This window comes from Microlunatus sp. M237, assembly GCF_056896895.1.
In genome coordinates, this window is the sequence record NZ_JBXHBL010000002.1 from 363,738 (window position 1) to 387,040 (window position 23,303).

Consider the following 23,303-nt stretch of genomic DNA (forward strand, 5'->3'; position numbering starts at 1 on the left):
CTGCTTTTGCGCACCAAGAAACCTGTGACCCTACAAATAATCCCGTCCGGCTTCCGCCCGCGTCTGATGCTGAACCGCTGGTATTGCCAAGCAGAGGCTGATGTACTTCTCCCGGGCCACATCAAGGGTGAGGGATCATGCGGATTCGCAGGCTGGACATCGAGCACTTCCGAGGAATCGACAGCACATCGTGGCGGTTGCCGACCACGCACACCTTCTTCACACTGATCGGACCAGGTGACTCGACCAAGTCCACCATCCTGACGGCGGTCGAACGAGCGCTGACCGACCGAACGACGGTCTCCTTTCAGGACACCGACTTTTACGGCGGTGACATCAGCCGACCGATCCGGATCCGCATCGCGGTCACCGAGCTGCCAGACGAACTGCTCGCCCTCGACGCCTTCGGCGCGTTTCTGGCCGGCATCGACGCCGCCGGCAAATGGGTCCACGAGCCTGACGAACACCATGAGGCGTGCGTCATCGTTGAGTTGCTGGTCGATGCGGATCTTGAGCCAGTCTGGCAGGCGTACCGGCCACCGGCCGGTGACGGAGAGGACGACGGTGACCCGCCGTCGATCCGTGCCAAGCATCGGGCCCGCATCACGGCGTTCCGCATCGACGAACGAGTCGATGCGCACCTGCGCTGGTCCCGCATGTCGGCACTCGGCAAGATAACCAGCCGGCGCGAAGACACGAAGGAGACCTTGACCGCCGCGAACAGGGCGGCCCGCGTCGCAGCAGCGGATGCCGTCTCCCCGGGCCTGAAGCAATTGGCCAAGGAGGTTCAGAGCACGGTCCAGCAAATCGGTAGCGCCGAGTTTGCCGAACTGAAGCCTGGCCTCGACGTGTCCCTGACCAACGCCCAGGGCAACCTAGCGCTATTCGACGGCGACATCCCGCTGATGAACTTCGGGCTAGGCACCCGGCGGCTTGCTGGCACCGCTATCCAGCAGCTCGCGAACGGAGAGGCCAGTGTCCTGCTGGTTGATGAAGTCGAGTACGGGCTTGAACCGCATCGGTTGGTGCACCTGCTGACCTACATGCGGAAAGAGGACGCGTTCTCCCAGGTGTTCGTCACCACCCATTCTCCAACCGCGTTGCAGCACCTCGAGCCCGAGGATCTGGTGATGGTGCGGTCCACAAGTGGAGCAACGGACGTGCGGTCTCTCGGTGATCCGCTCAGCTTGCGCGCCGTGATCAAGTCGAGCCCGGAGGCGTTCCTGTCCCGCCGCGTGGTCGTGAATGAGGGCAAGACTGAGTACGGGATGGTGCTGCACTTCACGGACACGTGGAACATCGCCACCGGCGATGCCTTCGTCTCAAGCGCCGCGCTCGGCGTCGTCGCGATCGAGGGCGACGGCGGCACCGGATCTGTCAAGTGGGCGACCGAGCTCCTCGAGGTCGAGTTTGACGTCGTGCTGTTCGTAGACAGCGACGACGCCAACACGAACGCTTTGCTTCCCGGCGTCGAGGCGAAGGGCGGCGTCGTTGTTCGATGGGCTGGCGACGTGTGCACCGAAGAGGCTGTCTGCTCCCAGTTGGACGCAGCAGGTCTTCGCGCTCTGATCCAGGCGGCGGTCGAGGTGCACGATGACCCCGACACTGCGCCGACGACCTTCGCTGACCAGCTCATCGCTCGTGGCGGACCGAAGAGGGATGAGGCAGCGGGCGTCGATCCGATCGACGTGACCACCTGGACGAACGCCGGGATCGACGTGGAACAGGCTCGCGGGATCGTCTCCTCGACCGCGAGCAAGGCGAAGTGGTTCAAGCAGATCCACAAGGGTCGGCGCCTCGGTGAGTTCATTCTCGACACGCCAGCGCTGCAGACCGGACCTGTTGCTCAGACCGTAGAAGAACTGCGCGAGGCCATCTACGCGCGTCCGCCGTCCGTCGAGGCCGTCGAGACACAGTCGGGGGAGGGCGCCACAGTCGGTGCGAACGAAGTCGAGGAGCCGAGCGAGGCGGAGGGCACTCCTGGTGCTTGATGAACTCTCCGACGCCCTGCGAGCCGATGCGGAAGGCCTCATTGCAGCTCTCCCCGCGTCTGTCACGATGCCTGCAGGCGCGGGCAAGACCCATCTGCTCGCTGCCACCGCCCGAGTCCTCGTGGACGCAGATGCCAAGGTCCTGGTCCTCACGCACACCCACGCAGGGCTGCATGCGATCCGGGGAAGGTTGAAACGGTTCGGGGTCCCCACAGCGCAATGCCAGGTCTCCACAATCACGAGTTTCGCGATCACGCTGGCCCGGCCCTACCCCACCCTCGGCGGAATCCGTGTGCCAGCGACTCCCAACATGGATGACGCAACCTTGTACGTGGCGGCGGCGACTGCCGTGGCGGCGTCCGGGCACATCCGGAAGGTTCTCGCCGCGTCGTTCACACACGTCTTGGTCGACGAGTACCAGGACTGCAGCGAGGGTCAGCATGCGTTCGTCCTGGCGATCAAGGCGGCCATCTCCCAGGTGGGCGTGCTTGGCGACCCCCTCCAAGCGATCTTCGGGTTCAAGGAGCAACTCCCCGACTGGGAGAGAGAAGTGCTGACCGAGTTCCCCGACTACCCGATCGACCCGCAGCCGCGCCGCTGGGATGACCACAACCAGGCACTGGGCGCCTGGCTGCACGGGACCGTCCGGAAAGCAATGCACCCGAGATCTCTGAAGTTCGCTGGCGTAAGTTTCCCGGACGGGGTGACGTTTCGGAACACCGTCGGTGACTATCCGGCGATCTTCAGCGAGGCCCGTCGGGACCGACCGATGAGCGAGTCGGTCCTGATCATCACCGCGCGCGCCCCAAGCGCGAGAACCCTCGCCGGAAAGCTAGGGGGCTCGTTCAAGATGATGGAGGAGGTTGCCGGCAACTTCATGGTCAACGCCCTGGAGGCCCTCGTCGCAGCCGAGTCAGACGCGTATGCGCTCTGGTTGTTCGATCTGATGAAGTCCTGTGCATGCGGGCACGCCGGCCTCGACAAGCAGACCGTCAGGAAGCGGTACTTGGAGAACCGGAACTCCGCGGGCCTGACCCGTGCGGGCTTCGAGCCTGCGTTGACAGCCTTCGATCGACTGGTCGCTGAACCGACGCTCGCCAACCTGGTCCTGGGCATGGACCTCCTCCTGACGTCCAAGGGCATGGCGTTGCACTCCTCCGAGGCCTGGATCGACATCCAGGCCGCTATCCGAGGCGCCGTTGCGGCGGGCGACGACAAGTCCGTCTTGCTAGACGAATTGGCGCAGGCGCGGGAGAACGTCCGGCATACCGGCAGGCGTAACCGGAACCGCGTGATCTCACGGACCCTCCTGGTAAAGGGGCTCGAATTCGACCATGTCATCATCGCTGACGTCGCGGACCACACCGAAGTTCACGACCTTTACGTCGCACTCACTCGCGCGCGCAAGACAATCACGATATTGGGCACGAAAGACGAGATCCAGCTCAAGCCATCTCCGAACGGCCCGAAGAAGTAGACCTCTCCCTGTGTCACACAGAGCCGCATACAGATGACCGGCCCGATGGGTTCCGTGACGCGGCGATCGCTGTCGGCGTGAACTCCAGCGGACCCCGCCGAACCGCAACGATCGCTTTAGCGAGCTCGCTGACGTTGCGGGGTCGGATCACCCTTCGATCACGAAGCTCGTTCAACATGAGGCCCTGAAGATGCAGCATCTCCCCAAGTGTGAGCTCGCCCAAGGGGACAGCGGAGGGACCGCGCTAACCTGTGTGAGTGTCCTCCGCAGGCGGCATGGCGCAAGGCTCCGTGCCGCCCACTGCACCGCTCACGGCAGATCCGGGCAGTAGGTTCCGCCCGCACACGGCGGAGAGACGCGCTCTGGAACGCTCACCGAGTCGAAGAACTCTCAGCACCGGGTAGAAGGAGTTCCTTTCGGTTTCCCATTGGGGCGGGAGAGCTTTGCGCATGGCTCCGATGTCGGAGTTGCTTTCGAGGTGGCCGGGGCTAGGACGATGATGGGGCTGCCCTCCTGTTGCCCGGCTCGGGCCAGCCAGTGGGCGGCGACGGCGTCACGTCGCGTTTGCCAGTCGTGGTCGCCTTTGAGCCAGGGCACCCGGGCGGCTTTTTCGGCGGGCTGGTCCAGCGCATCTTGCATCCTTCGGGCTCGGCGAGGTGGTGATGAACCTACGTGCGACCACCGGCATCAGGCGCGGTTCGGAACCCGCCAACGGACCAGCCGGCCTCTGTCGGCGCTTAGGCTCATGCGCATGGCGGGGTGGCGCGACGACTCCACACGGTTCATGGTTCCACCTCGACAACTTCGCGGAGGGCGGTCAGGTCGGCGCCGTCAACCTGCCTCGCGACAGGCGGTTCACGCAGTCTGTCAAGAACGCGTCAGCGATGACATCTACGCGTTGGGTTAGCCGAATACCGAAGGGTCAGACGCCTTCGAGAAGGTCTTGTCGACGTTGGAGACCGCGGCCGCGTCCGGGTCCGTAAACTCCTCGGCGGCACCTGGCCGCTGGTGGAGGAAGACCGGACGGTCCTCGCGAAGTTCGCGACAGTCCAGTAACTCCGCGGCCCAGATCGTCGCAACCACATACAGAACATGGCGGCGTACTTCGCCCGCATGGGAATCCCCTTAAATGGCAAAGGAGTGGATGGCTGAACCGTTCGCCGCGGACACGGGCGGAGGACTGGATGGAGAGAAGATCGACCCCCTGGGAGCAAGCCACGCGGCCGAAGGGCCCGCCGCTCACGGTCAGCCCCGCGGAGCACATTGAGCAGATCGCCGGTGGTGGCCGTGCAGCGCTCGCTGGGGCACGCCAAGTCGACAACGACGCTGACGACGGACGTGTATCTGTGGCCCTCGGCCGAGGACCGCGTGCGCGAGGCATCCGCGTCTTTAGTTGTAGAAGTCAACCGTTCTACTGCGGGCGCTCTGCGGGAAAATCGGCCATAAGTGGCCTCTGACCCGCGGCTTCACACGTTGAAGCGGAACTCCACCACGTCGCCGTCAGCCATCACGTAGTCCTTGCCCTCAAGCCGGACCTTGCCCTTCGCTTTGGCGTTCTGCATCGAGCCCGCCTCGACCAAGTCGTCGAAGGAGACGATCTCGGCCTTGATGAAGCCCTTCTGGAAGTCGGTGTGGATGACCCCGGCGGCCTCGGGGGCCGTGGCGCCCTTCGGGATCGTCCAGGCGCGGGCCTCCTTGGGCCCAGCGGTCAGGTACGTCTGCAGGCCGAGGGTGTCGAAGCCGACGCGAGCCAGCTTGTCCAGCCCCGGCTCGGCGACATCCATCTCGGCCAGGAACTCGCGGGCCTCGTCCGGCTCCATCTCGACCAGCTCGGACTCGATCTTGGCGTCCAGGAAGATCGCCTCGGCCGGTGCCACCAGCTCCCGCAGCCGTGCTTGCAGCTCCTCGTCGGCCAGCTCGTCGGAGTCGCAGTTGAAGACGTAGATGAACGGCTTGGCGGTGAGCAGGAACAGCTCGCGCAGCGGTTCGCGGTCAAGACCGGCGGCGTACACGCCCTTGCCGGTGTCGAGCACCTCCTGTGCCTGCTTGACCGCGGCCACCGTGGCCTGCTTGTCCTTATTCATCCGGGCTTCCTTCTCCAGCCGCGGCAGCGCCCGCTCGAGGGTTTGCAGATCGGCCAGGATCAGCTCGGTGGCGATCGTCTCGATGTCGCCGGCCGGGTTGACCTTCCCGTCGACATGCGTCACGTCGGCATCCACGAAGGCACGGGTCACCTGGCAGATCGCGTCGGCCTCGCGGATGTGGGACAGGAACGCGTTGCCCATCCCCTCCCCCTGGCTGGCGCCGCGGACGATGCCGGCGATGTCGACGAAGCTGACGGTCGCCGGAATGATCTTCTGCGAGTCGAAGATCTTGGCCAGCACGTCCAGTCGAGGATCCGGCACTCCGACCACGCCGACGTTGGGCTCGATGGTGGCGAACGGATAGTTCGCCGCGAGCACGTCGTTGCGGGTCAGTGCGTTGAAGAGGGTGGACTTGCCCGCGTTGGGGAGCCCGACGATGCCGATGGTGAGTGCCACGAGGGTCAAGCATAGGTGCTGGGCGCCGACCTCCCGGCCACCCGCAACGACAGCGCCGGCTCCCGGCGGAGTGCACCGCTACGGACTGACGTTCCTCAGCCGAGCGTGAAGAAGGCCCCGATCGCCTGCGACAGCGCCCACGGGTCCTCCACGCCGGCCATCTCCCGGGCCGAGTGCATCGACAACAGCGGGATCCCCACGTCGATGGTGGCGATGCCGATCCGGGTCGCGGTCAGCGGCCCGATGGTGGAGCCGCACGGCAGCGCGTTGTTGGAGACGAACTCCTGGGTCGGAACGCCGGCCAACCGGCAGGCTCGGTGCCACAGCGCCGCACCCCGCGCGTCGGTGGCGTAACGCTGGTTGGCGTTGATCTTGAGCAAGGGCCCACCGTTGAGCAGCGGGTGGTTCGCCGGGTCGTGCCGACCCACATAGTTGGGATGCACCGCGTGGCCGGCATCGGCCGACAGGCAGTACGACGCGGCCAGTGCCCGGTGCCGCTCGTCGTCGGTGGCACCGAGTCCGCCGGCGATCCGGTCCAGGACGTCGGCCAGGATCGGACCGCTCGCCCCGGAGCGTGAGGAGCTGCCGATCTCCTCGTGGTCGAACGCGGCCACCACGGTGATGTGGTCGCTCTCCCCCAGCTCGATCAAGGCGGTGAGGCTGGCGTGGACGCTGCTGAGATTGTCCAGCCGGGCCGACGCGAAGAACTCGTCGGTGGGACCGAACACGGCGGGCGTCGCCGTGTCGAACGCAACCACGTCATAGCCCAGCACGTCGCTGCGGCCGACCCCCGCCAGCGCCGCCAGATGCTCGAGGATGTTGAGCTCGGGGTGGCCGACGCTCCAGACCGGTGCGGTGTGCTGCTGCCGGTCAAGCTTGAGGCCCTCGTCGCTGAGCCCTCGGTCCAGATGGATGGCCAGCTGCGGGATCCGCATCACCGGACCGGTCCGGACCAGGGTGTCGCTGCCGTCGGCCAGCACCAGCCGGCCCGCCAGCCCGAGCTCGCGGTCGAGCCAGGAGTTGAGCAGCGGTCCGCCGTACACCTCCACCCCGATCTGCTGCCAGCCGGCGACCCCGATGTCCGGCCGCGGCTTGAGCTTGAAGGTGGGCGAGTCGGTGTGGGAGCCCACCACCCGGAACGGGGTGGTCGGCCCGGCGCCCTCGGGGATGACCCAGGCGATCAGTGCGCCGTCACGGACCAGGTAGTGCCCGCCGGGGCTGTCGTCCCAGGGCTCGGTCTCCACCTGCTCGGTGAACCCCGACGCGGTCAGCCGGCTGGCGCCCTCGGTCGCGGCATGGAAGGACGACGGCGAGGCAGCCACGAAGCTGCCCAGGTCGCGGACGTGATCGAGCGCAGACATGGGGTCAACCGTAATGCCAGCGGCGTCGGGCCCCGTTCGAGGCCCGACGCCCGAGTGACGTCTCAGTCGAAGTGCAGATCGCCGGTACGCTCGCGCTTGAGCTCGAAGAAGTACGGGAACGACGCCAGCGTCACAGTCGCGTCCCACAGCCGTCCGGCGTCCTCACCACGGGGAATCCGGGTGATCACCGGACCGAAGAACGCGACACCGTTGACGTGGATGGTCGGGGTGCCGACACCCTCGCCGACCTTGTCCATGCCTGCATGGTGGCTGACCCGCAGCGCGTCGTCGTAGTCGGTGGAGTCGCCCGCCTGCGCCAGCTCCGCCGGCAGGTCCAACTCGGCCAGCGACTCGGCGATCACCACACCGAAGTCCTTGTTGCCCTGGTTGTGGATCCGGGTGCCCATCGCGGTGTAGAGCGGGGCGAGGATCTCGTCACCCTTGAGCTGGGCCGCCGCGATCGCGACCCGCACCGGTGCCCAGGCACCTTCCAGCATCTTGCGGTAGTCCTCGGGGATGTCCTGGTTCTCGTTCAGCACGGCGAGGCTCATCACGTGGAAGCTCACGTCGATATCACGGACCTTCGCCACCTCGAGGATCCAGCGGGAGGTGATCCAGCAGAACGGGCACAGCGGGTCGAACCAGAAGTCGGCGCGGTCGCGACCGGTCGCGGTGTCGCTGCTGGCCACAAGGGTGTCGGTCATGGTGCTCCTTCGGGGCCCGATGGCTACGGGCTGGTAGCGGACGTCAGACAACTCAACCGCTTAACACCCGGCTGTTCGGCGTTGTTCCCACCGGCTTCTGGGCCGTCATCCTCGCGGCTGGTCGGGGCCTTGATCAGAAGGAGCCGGAGTGTCCAGCGCAGAACTGTCAGCGGTCCGGGCGAGGATTCAGGCATGGAAGCAACCTCTCTCGTCGCGATCGTCTGCAGCCTCGTCGTCGGCGCCCTGCTCGGGGCGGCCGTGGCCTGGCTGCTGAGCGGTGCTCGGCGAGAGACTGGCACCGCCAAGCACGACGCCTATCTCGCCCAGACCCGGACCGAGCTGGCCAGCGCCCAGACGCTGGTGGCCGAGGCACGGAGCGAGGCGTCCCAGGCTCGGACCGAGGCTGCACTGGCCCGGACCGAGACCGCCCAGGCCCGCACCGAGACTGCGAACGCCAAGGCCGAGCTCGCCGACGCGCGGGCTGAGGCGGCCGCGGCACAGATGGAGGCCGCCACGGTCGGGGCGGAGGTGGCGAGCGCTCTCGCCCAGCGGGACGCCGCCGTGGCTCGGGCGGCCGAGCTGGCCGCCGACCGGGAGTCCATGCTGAACCAGTTCAAGGTGCTGTCGACCGAGACCATCGAGCGTCAGGGCCAGCTCGCCGACGCCAACGCCGAAGCGCGGCTCAAGGCGACCGAGCAGATCATGACACCGGTCCGGGAGAGCCTCGAACGCTTCAATTCCCGGCTCACCGACGTGGAGAAGGAACGGATCAAGATGGCGACCGATCTGCGCGCACAGGTGCAGGCGGTCCAGCAGACCGGCGAGACGCTGCGACGGGAGACCTCCGCCCTGGTCACCGCACTACGCAAGCCCCAGATCCGCGGTTCGTGGGGCGAGACCCAGCTGCGGCGGGTGGCGGAGATCTCCGGCATGGTCGAGCGCTGCGACTTCGAGCTGCAGCACACCGCCAAGGCCGACGGCGTCACCGTGCGCCCGGACATGAAGGTCAACCTCGCCGAGGGCAAGCACATCTTCGTCGACTCGAAGGTCCCGCTCAGCGCGTTCCTGGACGCGGCGGAGACCGAAGACGAACAGCGCAAGACCGAGGCCCTGACCCGCTATGCCCGCCACATCCGCACCCACGTCGACCAGCTGTCGTCCAAGCAATACTGGAAGGCGGCCGAGACGCCCGAGTTCGTGGTGCTGTTCCTGCCCAACGAGCAGTTCTTCTCCGCAGCGCTGGACCAGATGCCCGATCTCTATGAGTACGCCGCCAGCCGGGACGTCGTGCTGGCGACGCCGACCACGCTGATCGGCATGCTGCGCGCGGTGGCGTACGGCTGGAAGCAGGCGGCCCTGGCTGAGAGCGCGGCCGAGGTGTTCAAGCTGGGCCGCGACCTGCACGACAAGCTGGGTCTGATGGGCAACCGGTTCGACAAGCTCGGTCGCGCGCTGCGGACCTCGGTCAACGCCTACAACGAGACCATCGCCACCGTCGAGGGCACCGTGCTGGTGCGGGCGCGGAAGTTCCGCGACCTCAAGGTGAGCGAGAAGGAGCTGGCCGGACTCAGCCCGGTGGACGAGTCGGTACGCCAGATCCAAGCCCCCGAGCTGGTTGAGGATGCCGTCAAGGTGCAACCGCTAGTCGGTCGCGACAGCCGGCGCACTCGGTCCATCACCACGGTGCCGGAAGCCGCGGAGCTGCAGCGCGGCGAGCCCGATCTGCTCGAGCTCCTCGCGGAGACGGAGGCGCCGACCGCCGACGGCCAGGGGCGCCAGACCGGGTCCTGACCGAGCCTCGCCGCGATGGATCGCCTAGCGCGCCGTCACTGGTCCAGATCCTGGTGGACGACCTCGCAGCGGTCCTGATCCCGGTCGACCCCGGCCAAACCGCACGCTGCTTTGGTCAATAGCCGCCGGAACATCGTGCGCTCGTCGTCGTCCAGTGCCCCGAGCAGCTCCGTCTCCGCTTCGCTGAGCTGACCGCACAGCTCGGCGACCGCCTCGCGTCCACGCGGTGTCGCCACCACCAGCCGCTGCCGGCGGTCACTCGGGTTGGGTTGCCGCTCCACCAGTCGGGCCTGCACCAGGTCGTCGATGAGGTACGTCATCACAGTCCGGTCGATGCCGAGGTGGTTGGCCAGGGCCAGCTGGCTCGGCTGGTCACCCTGAACGACGTCGCAGAGAGTCTGGTAGCCCCGCGCCCCGTGGGGGAAGCCGTCGAAGATCGGTGTCATTCGTTCCCGATAGGCGCGCAGCAAGAGGCCCAGCGTCCAGCCGAGGTCCTCCCCCACCCGTCCATCGCTCCGCGCAGTCTTCGCCATGGGGAAGATTCTACGAGCAACTGAGGTTGTACCGATCATCTGTAACACATACGATCTGGCACACCGATGAATTGGAAGGTCACCATGGACGTGGAACTGGGCATCCTGCTGGAGCTGGCGGACCCGGGTCTCGACGTCGCGTCGCTGACGGCGCTGGCGCAGCAGGCGGAGAGCAGCGGTCTTGACCTCGTGGTGATCGCCTCCGACGGCGATCACGGCGATAACGGCGACGCGGCCCAGCCACTCGACCCGTGGACCACCGCGGTCTGGGTGGCCGGCCGCACCACCCGCATCTCGATCGGCGTTGCCGAGGACGTCCCGATCCCGGACCCCACAGATCCCGGCGTGGCCTATCCGGCGGTGATCACCAAGGCGCATCAGAGCCTGGAGCTGCTGGCTGGCCCGCGCCTGCTGGCCGCCGACCCCGGCTGGGTGGTGGCGGCCGCCGCCGCGAGCACCGACGAGCTCGAGGCCTTGGTCAGGTGGCAGCTGCCGGTGGTCGTGCCGGTCAGTACCCCGCCGGAGGTGGAACGGCTGGCTGCCCTGGTTGCCGACCGCGCCGCCCTCGGACGGTGGCGCCCCGCATCCGTCCGGGCGCGGCGTCGGCCCGGGATCGACTACGACGGAGTGCCGGAGTCGCTGCGCGACCGGGTGGTCGAGCCGGGCGACCGGGAGCACGCCAGAGTTCGCTCGACGTACCTGCGGGGCGGATCTCCTGGGATCGTGCTCCGCCCGCGGACCCCGGACCAGGTGGCCGATGCGCTGGGGTTCGCCCGGCGACACCGGCAGCTGCCGCTCGGCCTCCGCAGTGGCGGGCACGGCATCAGTGGCCGGTCCACCAACCACGACGGGCTGGTCATCGACGTCAGCGCCATGGACGGGATCGAGGTCCTCGACCCGGCCCGGCGCCTCGTACGGATCGGCCCTGGAGCGACCTGGAAGCGGGTGGCTGCCGCCCTGGACCCGTACGGCTGGGCCCTGAGTTCGGGCGACTACGGCGGGGTCGGCGTCGGCGGGCTCGCCACCGCGGGCGGCATCGGCTTCCTGTCCCGCCAGCACGGTCTGACCATCGACAAGCTTCGAGCTGTCGAGCTGGTGCTGGCCGATGGCAGGCAGGTACGGGCGTCGGCGGACGAGAATCCCGACTTGTTCTGGGCCGTCCGCGGCGCCGGTGCCAACTTCGGCGTCGCCACGGCGTTCGAGTTCGAAGTCGACCAGGTGAACGAGGTCGGGTGGGCGCAGCTGGTGCTGATGAGCGACGACCTCGAGGCGACACTGCTCAGCTTCGGTGAGCTCGCGGCCGGCGCGCCCCGCGACACCACGGCTTTCCTGGTCACCGGTCGACCACGCCAGGGTCAGTCGGTCCTGCAGCTGTTCGCGATGGTGGACTCCGACGTCCCCGAGGTGATCATCGATCGGCTGACGCCGTTCCTCCAGCTCGGCAGCCTCGCTCAGCAGGAGGTGGTCCTGACGCGATACGCCGGGGTGATGGCACAGGCGCCCGACGTCGGACCCGGCGGCCATTCCGGCCAAGGCGATCCCGTCACCCGGTCGGCCTTCCTCCCGACGCTGACGCGGGAGTTCGCCCACGACGCCGCCGAGCTGCTGCGCAGCGGCCGCGTCTACTTCTTCCAGCTCCGCACCATGGGCGGGGCGATCGCCGACCTCCCGGCCGACGAGACCGCCTTCACCCACCGCGAGTCGGCCTTCCACCTGACGGCGATGGGGGCCGACCAGGACATCCTGAACCAGCACTTCGACGCCCTCGCCGAGCACTTCCGCGGGCTCTACCTGAGCTTCGACACCGACCTGCGCGCCGAACGACTCCACGACGCCTTCCCGCCGCCGGTACTCACCCGGCTGCGTGAGCTCAAGCGTCGCTACGACCCCGAGAACCTCTTCCGCGACAACTTCAACATCGACCCGCGCATCGGCCCACGTGCCGTCGCCACCGCTCGGTGAACCCTCAGGAGAACTGATGACCGACTACGGACACGACCTCATGTTCGGCACCTTCGTCACCCCATCGAGCCAGAACCCCCAGCACGTGATCGACCTGGCGGTGACGGCAGACCGTGCCGGGCTCGACCTGGTCACCTTCCAGGACCACCCCTACCAGCCGGCCCTGCTGGATGCCTGGACCCTGCTGGCCTACGCAGCCGCCCGAACGGAGCGGATCCATGTCAGCGGCAACGTGCTGAACCTTCCGCTCCGGCCACCGGCCGTGCTCGCCCGAGCGGCCGCCTCGCTCGACATCCTCAGCGGCGGTCGCTTCGAGCTCGGCTTGGGCGCCGGCGCGTTCTGGGACGGGGTCCAGGCGATGGGCGGGCGCCGGCTGACACCCGGGCAGGGCGTTGAGGCCCTCCGCGAAGCGGTGAGGATCATCCGCGAGGTGTGGGATACCGAGGTCCGAGGTGGCGTGCGGGTCGACGGGGACCACTACCAGGCGGTCGGAACCAAGCGTGGGCCGGCGCCGGCGCACGACATCGACATCTGGCTGGGCGCGTACAAGCCGAAGATGCTCGCGCTGACCGGCGCCGTCGCCGACGGCTGGCTGCCCACGATGGAATACCTTTCCGCCGGCCCCGCGTCGCTGCCCGAGCTCAACGCCCGGATCGACGACGCTGCGGTGGCAGCAGGCCGCACACCCGCAGCCATTCGCCGCCTGATGAACTTCATGACTGTCGGCTTCTCACCCACCGGAGGTGGCCTGCTCGCCGGTCCACCCGCCCAGTGGGTGGAACAGCTCGCCGAGCTCGCGCTCGTGCACGGGATCACCGCCTTCCTCATCGGCGGTGACGACGTCGTCATCACCGAACGGTTCGCCGCCGAGGTGGCGCCGGCCGTACGCGAGCTCGTCGCGGCGGAACGAGTCAAGCGGGGCTGATACTGGGCACGCGGCCAGCGGGGCCGATCATTGTCGGCCACGCCGTCAACTACCCGTCGGCATGGGCGCGCGCCGGCACCTCAACAGCGAGCAACGTTGCTCCCACTCCCAGCAGCACACCAGTCGCCCGCCGCTGCCAGGTCATCCAGGCCGGTCGTGCGGCCAGGAAGCCCGCCATGGATCCGGCTGCAATGACGATGGCCGCGTTGACGCTCATGCTCACCGCGATCTGGATGCCACCGAGGGCGAAGCCTTGGGCCATTGCGTTTCCCGCCTGGGGATCGATGAACTGCGGGATGAGAGCGAGATACATCACCGCGGCCTTGGGGTTGAGAAGGTTGGTGGCGAGGCCCATGCCGAACAGCTTCGCGGCGGAGTCCGGTCGCAGCTCGCGGGTTTCGAAGACGCCGCGCCCGCCGGGTTTGATCGCCTGCCAGGCGAGGTAGGCCAGATAGACGACGCCGGCCGCCTTCAGTCCGACGAACAGCCACGGGACGGCGATGAACACCACCGCAAGCCCGAGATTGGCCATCACCATGTACACCGCGAAACCGGCAGCTGTTCCTCCCAGTGAGATCAAGCCCGCCGCGCGCCCCTGACTGATGCTCCGTGACGCGAGATAGATCATGTTCGGCCCTGGGGTGAGGACCATCATCAAGGCGGCCAGCGCCATACCGGCCGCTGCTGCGAGTGACACGCCTGTGTCCAGGACACTGACGTCGAGCACAGGCGGGCTGAGCTGATTCAACTGGGTCATGAGGCCAGGGTGCTGTAATGGTGTTATGCATCTCAACCCTTACGGCGAGTATGCGGTGCTGCTGGCCGGCTCGCTGGCGAACGAGTGGCCACCCGATCGCGACGGGATCGTTGCTCGCACCCGGGAGTTCGGGATGACGATGGAGTTTCCCGCCCAGGCTGACGACTGGTCGGAGTCCCGCGAGGTGCTCGATCGGTGGTTGCGGATCGTCGACGAAGTCCAGCCACACGCGCGGGCCGCGCTCCTCAACGCTGAGCTTGCCGCAGCCTCGGCGTATCCGCGGCTGACCGACCACAACGATGAGGGGTGGCACCTCCATTACCGCGACGCCGACCAGAGCCTGCCCCGAGTCCTCTCGGCCGTCGTCAGTGTGGGCACCGCCTTGCACCTCACCACACGGGGGATGCACCGCCTCGGCCGCTGCGGAGCAGATCCGGAGTGCACCGACGTCGTCGTCGACGTCACCAGGAACGGGCGGCAGCGCTACTGCTCTGTGCGCTGCGCGAACCGCGCAGCCGTCCGTCGGCACCGAGCACGACGCAGCTCATCGAGGACCGGAACCATCCAGAAGCCAGCCGCGCCAACTCGGGCCGATAGCTCTGCTCCCGCGCTGTGACGCCACCTCAGCTGTGAAGGTGGCGGTGATGGCCCGTGCCTATTGCGCCGGAGCTGGTGTCTGCTGATACAGCGCGAGTCGGAGTCGGCCGTCGACCACGCGGTACGCACTGGTCATCAGCGCGGTGAACTCGGTGACCGACACCCCGTCCGAGCGTTCGGCGCGGGCCCGGTAGACCAGCGCCGCACTGTCACGGCCGAGCGTGACCACCCGTTCGTCAGTGATGTCGTACGCCGTCCATGGCGGCGCCTGGGCCAGGCTGGCGGCGATCTGGCCGCGGTCGATGACGCTTCCGTCGGCCAGCACCATCACGGCGTCGTCGGTCATCAGCTCCGAGTAGAACTCACCGCCGCGGGACTCGCACAACGACGCCCAGCCGGCCCGCTCGACGTCCAGCAGTCGTTCAAGGTCCAGATCCGTCACGCCACCGCAATGTACTCAGTGGCGAGCGGTGGTAGTCAGTCGGGACGCGTACTCAGTCGCGAGCGGCGGTCGGCCGCAGATCCTTGCGCAGCTCCGGCGGCAGCGCGAAGACCAGTGACTCCTCGACCAGCTTCTCCTCGGTGGCAGCCGGGAAGCCGCGGTCCTGCAGGTATGCCAGCACCCCTTGCACTAAGTCGTCGGGGACCGACGCGCCACTGGTCACGCCGACGTTCGCCACGCCGTCGAGCCACTCCGGCTGGATCTCCCCTGCGTTGTCCACCCGATAGGACGCCTTCGCGCCCGCCTCGAGAGCGACCTCGACCAGGCGGACCGAGTTCGAGGAGTTGGCCGAGCCGACCACGATCACCAGGTCGGAGTGGGCTGCGATCTGCTTCACCGCGAGCTGGCGGTTCTGGGTGGCATAACAGATGTCATCGCTGGGCGGGTTCATCAGCAACGGGAACTTCTCCCGCAGCTTCGCCACCGTCTCCAGCGTCTCGTCCACACTCAGCGTGGTCTGGCTCAGCCACGCCACCTTGGACGGGTCACGCACCTCCACCCCGGCCACGTCGTCGGGTGACTGGACCAAGATGGTGTGCTCAGGCGCCTCACCCATGGTGCCCTCGACCTCCTCGTGCCCGGCATGGCCGATCAGCAGGATCTCCAGGTCGTCGCGGGCGAAGCGCTTGGCCTCGTGGTGCACCTTGGTCACCAGCGGGCAGGTGGCGTCGATCGTCTTTAGCCCACGATCGGCGGCCTCGTCGTGCACGGCGGGCGAGACCCCGTGGGCGGAGAAGACCACGGTGGCACCCGGCGGCACCTCGTCGAGCTCCTCGACGAAGATCGCGCCCCGGGCCTGAAGGTTCTCCACCACGTGCTTGTTGTGCACGATCTGCTTGCGGACGTACACCGGGGAGCCGTAGCGGTCGAGCGCCTTCTCGACGGTGATGACGGCACGGTCCACACCGGCGCAGTAACCACGCGGGGCGGCGACCACCACGCGCTTGTCCTGGGCCGTACCGGTCTGCGGAGCACTCGTCATGGGGCCCAGTCTAGGTGGCGCACGCCGGTGCTGTCGGTCGCTGCCCGTACGCTGTCGGGCATGCCGTTGGAGTCCTCCCCCGAGCACCCGCAACCGCTGCGGGTTGTCACGCACGCGGTCAAGGGGTGGGTGGAGCGGCTCAACGCGATCTGGGTCGAGGGCCAGCTGATCGAGATCAACCGCCGCTCCGGCAGCAAGACGATCTTCCTCACCCTCCGCGACGAGCTGGCCAACGTCTCAGCCAGCGTGACGGTCTCCCCCACCACGTTGGACCTGGCCGGACCGCTGACCGAGGGCGCCACGGTGGTGGCCCGGATCAAGCCGTCCTACTTCGAGACGTCGGGGCGGTTCTCGTTCTACTGCGACGCGATCAAGCCCGTCGGCGAAGGCCAGCTGCTCGCCAGGCTGGAGCAAACCAAGCGGATGCTGCAGGCCGAAGGACTGTTCGACGTCGCCCTGAAGAAGCGGCTGCCGTTCCTGCCACGGGCCGTTGGCCTGGTCACCGCGGCCGGCAGCGCAGCCGAGCGGGACGTGGTGGAGAACGCCCGCCGCCGGTGGCCGGCGGTGAAGATCGAGACCCGGCACGCCTTGGTCCAGGGTCCGCAGGCCTGTGAGCAGCTGGTCGCTGCAGTGCAGCGCCTGGACCAGGCGAGCGAGGTCGACGTCATCGTCATCGCCCGCGGCGGCGGCTCGCTGGAGGACCTGCTGCCCTTCTCCGACGAGGGCCTGATCCGAGCGGTCTACGCCTGCCGTACGCCCGTGGTCAGCGCGATCGGCCACGAGACCGACAACCCGATCCTCGACCTGGTGGCCGACGTCCGCGCGTCGACGCCGACCGACGCCGCCAAGCGGGTGGTGCCGGACGTGACCGAGGAATCCGACCGCATCGCCGCGTCACTCAGCCGGCTGCGTTCGGCCATCACCAGCCTCGTCCGCCGCCAGCAGGAGCTGCTCGACGCCACCCGATCGCGACCGGTGCTGGCCGACCCCACCGCCAGCTTCGACCTGCGCTACGAGCAGCTCGACGGGTTGCGACACCGGGCCTATCGGGCGATCAGCTCCCATCTCACGCACGAACGCAACGCCGTCGAGCACACCCTGGCGCGGGTCCGCGCCATGTCACCCAAGGCGACCCTGGAGCGCGGCTACGCGATCCTGGTGGACGGCGAGGGCCACGGCGTCACCTCGGTCGCCGACGTCGACGAGGACGACGACCTGCTGGCCTACCTGCTCGACGGCCAGCTCATCGTCTCCGTACGCGAGAGCCACCCCGGACAACTAGGAGCCCCACCGGCATGAGCAACGACACCCCGCTGACCTACGAGCAGGCCCGCGAAGAGCTGATTCAGGTGGTGCAGAAGCTGGAGTCCGGCGGTGCACCGCTGGACGAATCGCTCGCGCTCTGGGAACGCGGCGAGAAGCTGGCCACCATCTGCCAGCAGTGGCTGGACGGGGCCAAGGCCAAGATCGACGCGGCCAGGTCGAGCCAGGACGCCGGCTGAGGGCGGGTCAGACGGCGGCCAGGTCAGACGGGCGTCGGGACGAACCGCCGTCGGTAGTCGACCGGGGCCAGACCGATCTCGCGGCGGAAGTGCTCGCGCAGCACCACCGGTGAGTTGAACCCGACCCGGGTGGCGATCTGCTCGACCCCGAGGTCGCTCTCCTCCAGCAGCTGTCGAGCGGCCAGCACCCGCTGCTGAGTCAGCCAGCGGTGCGGGGTGGTGCCGGTCTCAGCCCGGAACCGGCGGGCGAACGTACGCTCGCTCATCATCGCCTCCCGCGCCAGGGACGCCGCCGAGTGGTCCTCGGCCAGGTTGGCCGCCACCTTCGACAGCAGCGGCGCCAGGCTGTCGGCCGTGCACTCAGGAATCGGCATCTCCACGAACTGCTGTTGACCACCGTCCCGCTGCGGGGGGACGACCATCCGGCGAGCGATCTTGGTGGCGATCCGGGTGCCGAGCTCGCGGCGGACGAGATAGAGCGAGGCATCGATACCCGCGGCCGTGCCGGCGCTGGTGATGATGTTGCCGTCCTCCACGAACAGCGCCTTGGTCTCGACCCGGGCCAGCGGGAAGCGGTCAGCCATCTTCTGGAAGTAGCGCCAGTGGGTGGTGCAGGCCCGCCCGTCAAGCAGTCCTGCCTCGCCGAGGACGAACGATCCCGAGCAGAGACTGAGCAGGGTGGCGCCGTCGGCGTGGGCCTGGCGCAGCACCTCGAGCACCTCGGCTGGGAACGGGTCGTCGCGCTCGACGGCGGTGGCCGAGACAATCACCAGATCACTGCCGGGAACGGCATCGAGGCCGTGGGTGGGGATGATCCCGAACGTGGTGACCGATTTGGACTTCATCGGCACGCCGGGGGCGATCGAGCAGATCCGCAGATCGATGGGCGGGACGCCGTCATCAACCCGGTCCTGGCCGAAGACCTCCACCGCCATGGCGAACTCGAACACGGCGACGGGTTCGATCAGGATGATGCTGACACGGTCCAACGGCATGCCCCCCACTGTAGTGGCAGGAATCCTTCGCACAATGGCTTGCGTGCCAGTCGTGGCAGTTATCTTGCCTCGGAATGATTTGTGCCATGACCGATGTGGTGATCGTCCTCGTAGTCGTGGCCCTCCTGGTGCTGGCCCTGCAGCCGGCACATCGCCGCCGTGACCGACTCGCCCTCAAGCCGGGCGAGGACACCCGGCGGGACCGGGACCGAGCCAGGATCGTCAGCGAGCTCGACGTGCAACGGCAGTGGCGGGTTCGGGGTCGGCGGCAGCGACGCGGCTTGAGCCGGACCGCCGGCTACGACGTGGCCAGGGTCCCGGTGAAGGCCTCCAGAGCCTCATAGGAGGTGTCGCCGGACACCACACTGGTCACGTCGGCGTCGATGCGTACCAGAGACCGAGTCCGCTCGTCCGCGGTCACGTATCGCGTCCAGGTGGCGTCGCCTAGCACGCTCTGCCCGTCCTCGTAACCCTGTCGCGTCTTATCGTCGACGAACGGCTTCGCCGGTCCGTCCCCTTGGTTGATGGCGATGTAGATGTCATCGGGGGCCAGGAATCCGAGCAGCCAGGCGTTGCGCGCCGACGGAGCGCGGTTCAGGCCCGGTTCGCCCTGCTGCAGCCAGGAGACCCGGGTGGCCCGCCACTCGCCGGGCAGGTTGACCGGCGCCAGCACCGGATACGGAGCCTGCTCGCGTGCCTCGGTCAGCACGGGCTGCCAGTCCACAACGGTGACGGGGTGGTCGTCCAGGTTGCGGGTGGCCAGCACCGTGATGATCAGGATCGGGAGCAGGATCACCGCCAAGGACCGGAACATGTCGGCCGGACTCGCTGGTTTCTTTGCACGTGCCACGACCCCATCCTCCCAGATCCGGCCAAGCCACCGATCCCGGTGAACGGCGGCCGGGTCGAACCGACGGCGGTCAGGCATCGACGGCGACTTTGCGGCACACTGTGGCCCATGACCGAGCTGGTGACGCTCGCCCGGCACCGTGGCCCGCACGGCGAGGTGGTGCTGCGAGCCCGGCAGCAGCTCTCGGCGGTGGTGCACGAGCTGATCGTCAACGGGGTCTTCGCCATGGACAGCGCCGAGACCGACACCGATCGGGCGCTGGCTGAGGTGGTCTTCGACCTCCAGCCACGGGCCACCCGGATCCTGGTCGGTGGCCTCGGCCTGGGCTACACGACCGCGGAGCTGCTGCGCCGCCCCGTCGACGACGTCACCGTGGTGGAGCGGGAGACGTGCCTGATCGGCTGGGCCCGCGACGGCGTGACTCCGCTGCTCGAAGCGGTCACCGCCGATCCCCGCGTTCGGCTGGTCCCCGCCGACATCGCCGACGTCCTGGCCAGGGACCGACCGGCGGGACCGTGGCACGCCATCGTGCTCGACGTCGACAACGGGCCCGACTTCCTCATCCACGCCGAGAACGCCAGGCTCTACGGCGCGGACCTCCTTCGGGTCGCTCAGTCCCGGCTGGCGCCCGGCGGCGTACTCGCCATCTGGTGCCAGGGGCCGTCGCCCGCTCTCTTCGACCTCACCCGGCAGCTCTGCCCGGCGAGCGAGGAGCGGCTGTTCGCCGTACGCCGCGGGGGTCGGCAGCTCCAATATGCGATCTACACGATGACCGCATCACCGTCTGCCGTCGAGGGTCGGTGACCGAGCTGATCGCCCTGACCGTTCGGGCGGCCTCGCTATGGCGGCGGCACTTCTGGCGGATGGGCACCTGGTACTGCCTCGGCTTCGCGGTGCACACCGTCGGCCTGCTGGCCTCGGCGCAGCTGGGTGCCTCCCACAACGTCGCATCGCTGCTCGTCTTCGTCCTCGGCGTGCTGGCCACCCTGATCGCGCTGGTGCTGATGATCCACACCGTCGAACCGGCGCTACGCACGCCCGGCCAGGTCGATCCTGACCTGAGCGCAACGTACGCGGTGCGGGTACCCCGCCAGGTGTTCGTCCGCGAACCGAGCATCGACGTCGTCGCGGCGGCGGTCGGCCCGTTCCTCGCCGTCTACGCCGTCTGGGGGTTCGTGGAGGACCAGGTACGCGACCTGTTCCTCACCAACTACGCCGTCCAAGGACTGGGCGGTGTGGAGAACTGGTCGATCAGCTGGGCCCCGGACCGCCTCCCGCTCTATCTCTCCCTCGCCGTGGCCGCCTGGCTGGCCCGGCAGCTGCTGTCCAGCGTGCTCGCCCGCTCCCGGATGGTCTGGCTGGCGGTGCTGGGCGTCGTCGCCGAGGGTCTGTGGGTGTTCAGCCTGTTCGCGACGCTGTTCGTTCTGACCGGGCAGCTCCGCGTCTGGCTGCAGCGCCGAGCCTTCTACGTAGGTCTGCAGGACACGTGGCACGGCCTGCTCGCCTGGTTGCCCGACTGGCCACTGCCGTTGGGTTTGACCGTGCCGGAGGCGTTGCGGGCCGTGATGGACGCGCTGTGGCAGAGCGTGCTGCCCGGTGTGTGGCAGGCGGTGGTGCTGCCGATGGTCTGGCTGGCCCTTACCGCCACCGTCCTCGGCTGGCGGGAGTTCCGCGGCGGCGACGTGCTGGCTGACACCCGGGTCGCGGCGCGGGTGAGCCGGTGGCGGCCACCGCGCGGCGAGCGGACCCGGATGATCGCCACCTTGGCCACGAGCGACCTGCGATCGAAGTATCTGCCGGTGGTCCAGGCCCTGCGACTCGTCTGGCACGCCGGCCCGGGACTCCTCGGTGGCTATCTGCTGCTGGCCACCGTACTGACGTCGGCCCAACGCGTCTTCGAGGTCGTGGCCACCCTCGTGCTGGGGCCGCAGGAGATCCCGGTGGCGCTTTTGATCGACCCGTTCCTCACGCTGGTGTCGGGCCTGATCTTCACCACCGCCGCCGTCGCGTTGTATGCGGCCGCCTTCGACGAGGCGCTGGCCGCGGTGACCGGGCTGGCGATCCGGCCGCCGGACGGCCGCCGCCCGTCGCCCGGCCTCAGCGGCGAAACTCCACCACGTGATCGTCGTCAGCGAACGACAGCCGCCAGCGCAGCCCTGCGGTCGACCCGGCCGGGATGACATAGCTGCTGCCGATCTCGCGGACAGCCCCGAACACCAGCGGGTTCGAAGCGCTGCTGCCGCAGGTGAACGACTCCGGCCGGCGGAGCCCGCTCGTGAAGTCGCCGTCCTCGCGCCAGGTGGTGCCGTCGGCGCCGACCAGCGCGGTGTCGCAGAAGTGCTCGTCCAGCCGCACCGCCGGGTCGATGATCTGCTGGGTCCACACCACCAGCACCACCACCGAGCCGCTGGGCCCGTGCACGGCCGGCTCGTCCGGCTTCGCCGCCGGCAGCGACGGCGCCACCGTGAACGAGCGCACCTGCAGTCGCGCGCCTCCGACCTCGACCGTCTCCCCCACCTGGGCGGGCACTCCGTCCGCAGGCGTCCGATCCCGGTAGTACAGACCGCCCTGCAGACCCGCCGCGGCGAGCGCCAGCACCAGCGCGGCGAGGAAGACCACCAGGACCGGCGGGCGTGCCCGGCGCCTCACCGGGTGACCTCGAGGACCGACGCGGCGATCGGCACGGGCCCCGGCTCGACGGTCGCGCCGGCCTCGAGCGCCAGGTCCGCCCGCACTGCGGTGCTGAAGACGTCGTAGGCAGCCCCGTCAGCCTCGAGCGTGAGCACGGCTCCGGCGACCCGGTCGTCGGGCACCTCGAAGACCCACGTGCCGCGGCGGGTGAAGCCAGGCTCGGTCAGGCTGAGGCCGGCCGCGATGAAGTCGCCGCGGGGGGTGTAACGGCGCTCACCGTCGAGGAAGCTATCGCCGCTGGTCCGCAGGTGCACCGTGCTGAAGCGCATCCGTTGCCGGCGCACGCCAGCCTCGACATCGACCATCACCAGCGTCACCGCGCTGCGGAAGTCGTCGCCGTACGTCGTCGTGATGGAGCGGGTCAGCCGTACGCCGGTCACCCGGACCGACGCATGGTCGAGCTCCGCCCACTGGCCGACTGCGACGTCGACCCAGCGGCGGCGGACGTCGGTGGCAGGGTCGGGGGTCGCCACGGTGAGCCCGACGATCAGCAGCAGGCAGAGCGCCAGCGCAGCCAGTCCCCCGCGGCCATCGCGGCGGGGTGTCCAGCTCATGTCTGCCCCCGGCGGTCACGGCAGCCGACGTCAACGTGGGCCACCACCGTGCCGGTGTTCCAGCCCTGGTCGTCGAGGAAGCTGACCCGGTCCTGCTTCTCGTCGCGGACCAGCACCCGCAGTGCCGTGGGCGCGGCTGCGGGGGCGTCGGGCCAGGGGTAGGACAAGACAACCTCCTGCGCCACGTCGGGGTCGAAGTCGCCATTGCGACTGCTCCTGGTCCGCGGTGACTCGGTGACCGCGGGTGTCCCGGCCGGCGCCTGCAGCGTCACCAGTCCGGGACCCATGCCGTAGGTCGACTCCTCGCCGGTGAAGGTGACACTCAGCGCGAGCCGCAGCGTCGGCGGCTGCTCCCCGCCGTACTCGTCGCGGTCGGTCAGCTCCAGGTCGTGCACGACCAGGGTCCAGCGCTGCAGCACGATCGGCTCGCCGGCGGCCACGGGTCGTCCGCCGGCCCGGTCGACCGTCCGCAGCCCGCCGGCGGCCCAGAGCAACATCAGAACCAGCAGCAGGACGACCACCGGCGTCACCCACAGACGTACGCCGCTCAGCGCGAGACGGATCGCGGGACGGACCATGGCCGGTCAGC

Annotated in this window: 23 protein-coding genes; 11 read left to right on the forward strand and 12 right to left on the reverse strand. The window is 68.5% G+C overall.

The genetic code is table 11. The features are described from left to right. Window positions 1-137 precede the first annotated feature (137 nt). Both AC1XX3_RS07935 and AC1XX3_RS07940 read left to right on the forward strand, forming a co-directional pair. A complete protein-coding gene (locus AC1XX3_RS07935) occupies window positions 138-1,991 on the forward strand; it encodes an ATP-dependent nuclease (protein WP_483320546.1) in 1,854 nt (617 codons plus the stop codon). Continuing rightward, window positions 1,984-3,468, forward strand: coding sequence for a UvrD-helicase domain-containing protein (locus tag AC1XX3_RS07940; protein ID WP_483320547.1), 1,485 nt, complete (start codon window positions 1,984-1,986; stop codon window positions 3,466-3,468). The genes AC1XX3_RS07935 and AC1XX3_RS07940 overlap by 8 nt, the downstream gene beginning before the upstream one ends. A gap of 1,466 nt (window positions 3,469-4,934) precedes the next feature. Here the strand turns inward: AC1XX3_RS07940 and ychF are convergent. The 3 genes from ychF to AC1XX3_RS07955 form a co-directional block, all read right to left on the reverse strand. After that, a complete protein-coding gene (gene ychF / locus AC1XX3_RS07945) occupies window positions 4,935-6,008 on the reverse strand; it encodes a redox-regulated ATPase YchF (RefSeq protein WP_483320548.1) in 1,074 nt (357 codons plus the stop codon). A gap of 95 nt (window positions 6,009-6,103) precedes the next feature. Then, a complete protein-coding gene (locus AC1XX3_RS07950; protein ID WP_483320549.1) occupies window positions 6,104-7,369 on the reverse strand; it encodes a M18 family aminopeptidase in 1,266 nt (421 codons plus the stop codon). A 62-nt stretch (window positions 7,370-7,431) separates the two neighbouring features. After that, complete coding sequence (locus tag AC1XX3_RS07955) at window positions 7,432-8,073, reverse strand: mycothiol-dependent nitroreductase Rv2466c family protein (protein ID WP_483320550.1); 642 nt, start codon at window positions 8,071-8,073, stop codon at window positions 7,432-7,434. Between the two features lie 192 nt (window positions 8,074-8,265). On the opposite strand from AC1XX3_RS07955, the gene AC1XX3_RS07960 reads away from it, so the two are divergent. Next, window positions 8,266-9,864, forward strand: a complete 1,599-nt coding sequence (locus AC1XX3_RS07960; RefSeq protein ID WP_483320551.1) for a DNA recombination protein RmuC — start codon at window positions 8,266-8,268, stop codon at window positions 9,862-9,864. Window positions 9,865-9,899: 35 nt separating this feature from the next. On the opposite strand, the gene AC1XX3_RS07965 is transcribed toward AC1XX3_RS07960, so the two are convergent. Further along, window positions 9,900-10,397, reverse strand: coding sequence for a MarR family winged helix-turn-helix transcriptional regulator (locus AC1XX3_RS07965; protein WP_483320552.1), 498 nt, complete (start codon window positions 10,395-10,397; stop codon window positions 9,900-9,902). 66 nt (window positions 10,398-10,463) lie between these two features. On the opposite strand from AC1XX3_RS07965, the gene AC1XX3_RS07970 reads away from it, so the two are divergent. Together AC1XX3_RS07970 and AC1XX3_RS07975 are read left to right on the forward strand one after the other, a co-directional pair. Continuing rightward, window positions 10,464-12,359, forward strand: coding sequence for an FAD-binding oxidoreductase (locus AC1XX3_RS07970; protein ID WP_483320553.1), 1,896 nt, complete (start codon window positions 10,464-10,466; stop codon window positions 12,357-12,359). A 16-nt stretch (window positions 12,360-12,375) separates the two neighbouring features. After that, window positions 12,376-13,284, forward strand: coding sequence for an LLM class flavin-dependent oxidoreductase (locus AC1XX3_RS07975; protein WP_483320554.1), 909 nt, complete (start codon window positions 12,376-12,378; stop codon window positions 13,282-13,284). Between the two features lie 49 nt (window positions 13,285-13,333). Here AC1XX3_RS07975 and AC1XX3_RS07980 read toward each other — a convergent pair whose 3' ends face one another. Continuing rightward, a complete protein-coding gene (locus tag AC1XX3_RS07980) occupies window positions 13,334-14,041 on the reverse strand; it encodes a LysE family translocator (RefSeq protein WP_483320555.1) in 708 nt (235 codons plus the stop codon). 25 nt (window positions 14,042-14,066) lie between these two features. Between AC1XX3_RS07980 and AC1XX3_RS07985 the strand changes: the two genes are divergently transcribed. Beyond that, window positions 14,067-14,657: a CGNR zinc finger domain-containing protein gene (locus AC1XX3_RS07985; RefSeq protein ID WP_483320556.1), complete on the forward strand. Its 591-nt coding sequence runs from the start codon at window positions 14,067-14,069 to the stop codon at window positions 14,655-14,657. Window positions 14,658-14,696: 39 nt separating this feature from the next. On the opposite strand, the gene AC1XX3_RS07990 is transcribed toward AC1XX3_RS07985, so the two are convergent. Beyond that, complete coding sequence (locus AC1XX3_RS07990; protein ID WP_483320557.1) at window positions 14,697-15,080, reverse strand: nuclear transport factor 2 family protein; 384 nt, start codon at window positions 15,078-15,080, stop codon at window positions 14,697-14,699. A 52-nt stretch (window positions 15,081-15,132) separates the two neighbouring features. Then, window positions 15,133-16,122, reverse strand: a complete 990-nt coding sequence (locus tag AC1XX3_RS07995) for a 4-hydroxy-3-methylbut-2-enyl diphosphate reductase (RefSeq protein ID WP_483320558.1) — start codon at window positions 16,120-16,122, stop codon at window positions 15,133-15,135. A gap of 60 nt (window positions 16,123-16,182) precedes the next feature. Between AC1XX3_RS07995 and xseA the strand changes: the two genes are divergently transcribed. Together xseA and AC1XX3_RS08005 are read left to right on the forward strand one after the other, a co-directional pair. Beyond that, a complete protein-coding gene (gene xseA / locus AC1XX3_RS08000; protein ID WP_483320559.1) occupies window positions 16,183-17,421 on the forward strand; it encodes an exodeoxyribonuclease VII large subunit in 1,239 nt (412 codons plus the stop codon). Next, window positions 17,418-17,624: an exodeoxyribonuclease VII small subunit gene (locus tag AC1XX3_RS08005; RefSeq protein ID WP_483320560.1), complete on the forward strand. Its 207-nt coding sequence runs from the start codon at window positions 17,418-17,420 to the stop codon at window positions 17,622-17,624. Before xseA ends, AC1XX3_RS08005 begins: the two co-directional genes overlap by 4 nt. A gap of 23 nt (window positions 17,625-17,647) precedes the next feature. Here AC1XX3_RS08005 and AC1XX3_RS08010 read toward each other — a convergent pair whose 3' ends face one another. Further along, window positions 17,648-18,619, reverse strand: a complete 972-nt coding sequence (locus AC1XX3_RS08010; RefSeq protein WP_483320561.1) for a GlxA family transcriptional regulator — start codon at window positions 18,617-18,619, stop codon at window positions 17,648-17,650. 86 nt (window positions 18,620-18,705) lie between these two features. On the opposite strand from AC1XX3_RS08010, the gene AC1XX3_RS08015 reads away from it, so the two are divergent. Further along, window positions 18,706-18,963, forward strand: a complete 258-nt coding sequence (locus AC1XX3_RS08015; protein ID WP_483320562.1) for a hypothetical protein — start codon at window positions 18,706-18,708, stop codon at window positions 18,961-18,963. Here the strand turns inward: AC1XX3_RS08015 and AC1XX3_RS08020 are convergent. Beyond that, complete coding sequence (locus AC1XX3_RS08020) at window positions 18,918-19,469, reverse strand: DUF4245 domain-containing protein (protein ID WP_483320563.1); 552 nt, start codon at window positions 19,467-19,469, stop codon at window positions 18,918-18,920. The genes AC1XX3_RS08015 and AC1XX3_RS08020 overlap by 46 nt on opposite strands. A 108-nt stretch (window positions 19,470-19,577) precedes the next feature. On the opposite strand from AC1XX3_RS08020, the gene AC1XX3_RS08025 reads away from it, so the two are divergent. Beyond that, complete coding sequence (locus tag AC1XX3_RS08025) at window positions 19,578-20,273, forward strand: spermidine synthase (protein WP_483320564.1); 696 nt, start codon at window positions 19,578-19,580, stop codon at window positions 20,271-20,273. Beyond that, entirely contained in the window at window positions 20,270-21,649 is a 1,380-nt protein-coding gene (locus tag AC1XX3_RS08030; RefSeq protein WP_483320565.1) for a hypothetical protein, read from the forward strand. Before AC1XX3_RS08025 ends, AC1XX3_RS08030 begins: the two co-directional genes overlap by 4 nt. Here AC1XX3_RS08030 and AC1XX3_RS08035 read toward each other — a convergent pair. From AC1XX3_RS08035 to AC1XX3_RS08045, 3 genes are read right to left on the reverse strand one after another with little or no spacing between them, the layout of a single operon-like run. Next, window positions 21,567-22,118, reverse strand: a complete 552-nt coding sequence (locus AC1XX3_RS08035) for a hypothetical protein (protein WP_483320566.1) — start codon at window positions 22,116-22,118, stop codon at window positions 21,567-21,569. The genes AC1XX3_RS08030 and AC1XX3_RS08035 overlap by 83 nt on opposite strands. Then, complete coding sequence (locus tag AC1XX3_RS08040) at window positions 22,115-22,714, reverse strand: hypothetical protein (RefSeq protein ID WP_483320567.1); 600 nt, start codon at window positions 22,712-22,714, stop codon at window positions 22,115-22,117. Before AC1XX3_RS08040 ends, AC1XX3_RS08035 begins: the two co-directional genes overlap by 4 nt. Continuing rightward, the gene (locus AC1XX3_RS08045; RefSeq protein ID WP_483320568.1) at window positions 22,711-23,292 is read right to left on the reverse strand and encodes a hypothetical protein; all 582 of its coding nucleotides are present in this window, start codon (window positions 23,290-23,292) and stop codon (window positions 22,711-22,713) included. Before AC1XX3_RS08045 ends, AC1XX3_RS08040 begins: the two co-directional genes overlap by 4 nt. Window positions 23,293-23,303 lie beyond the last annotated feature (11 nt).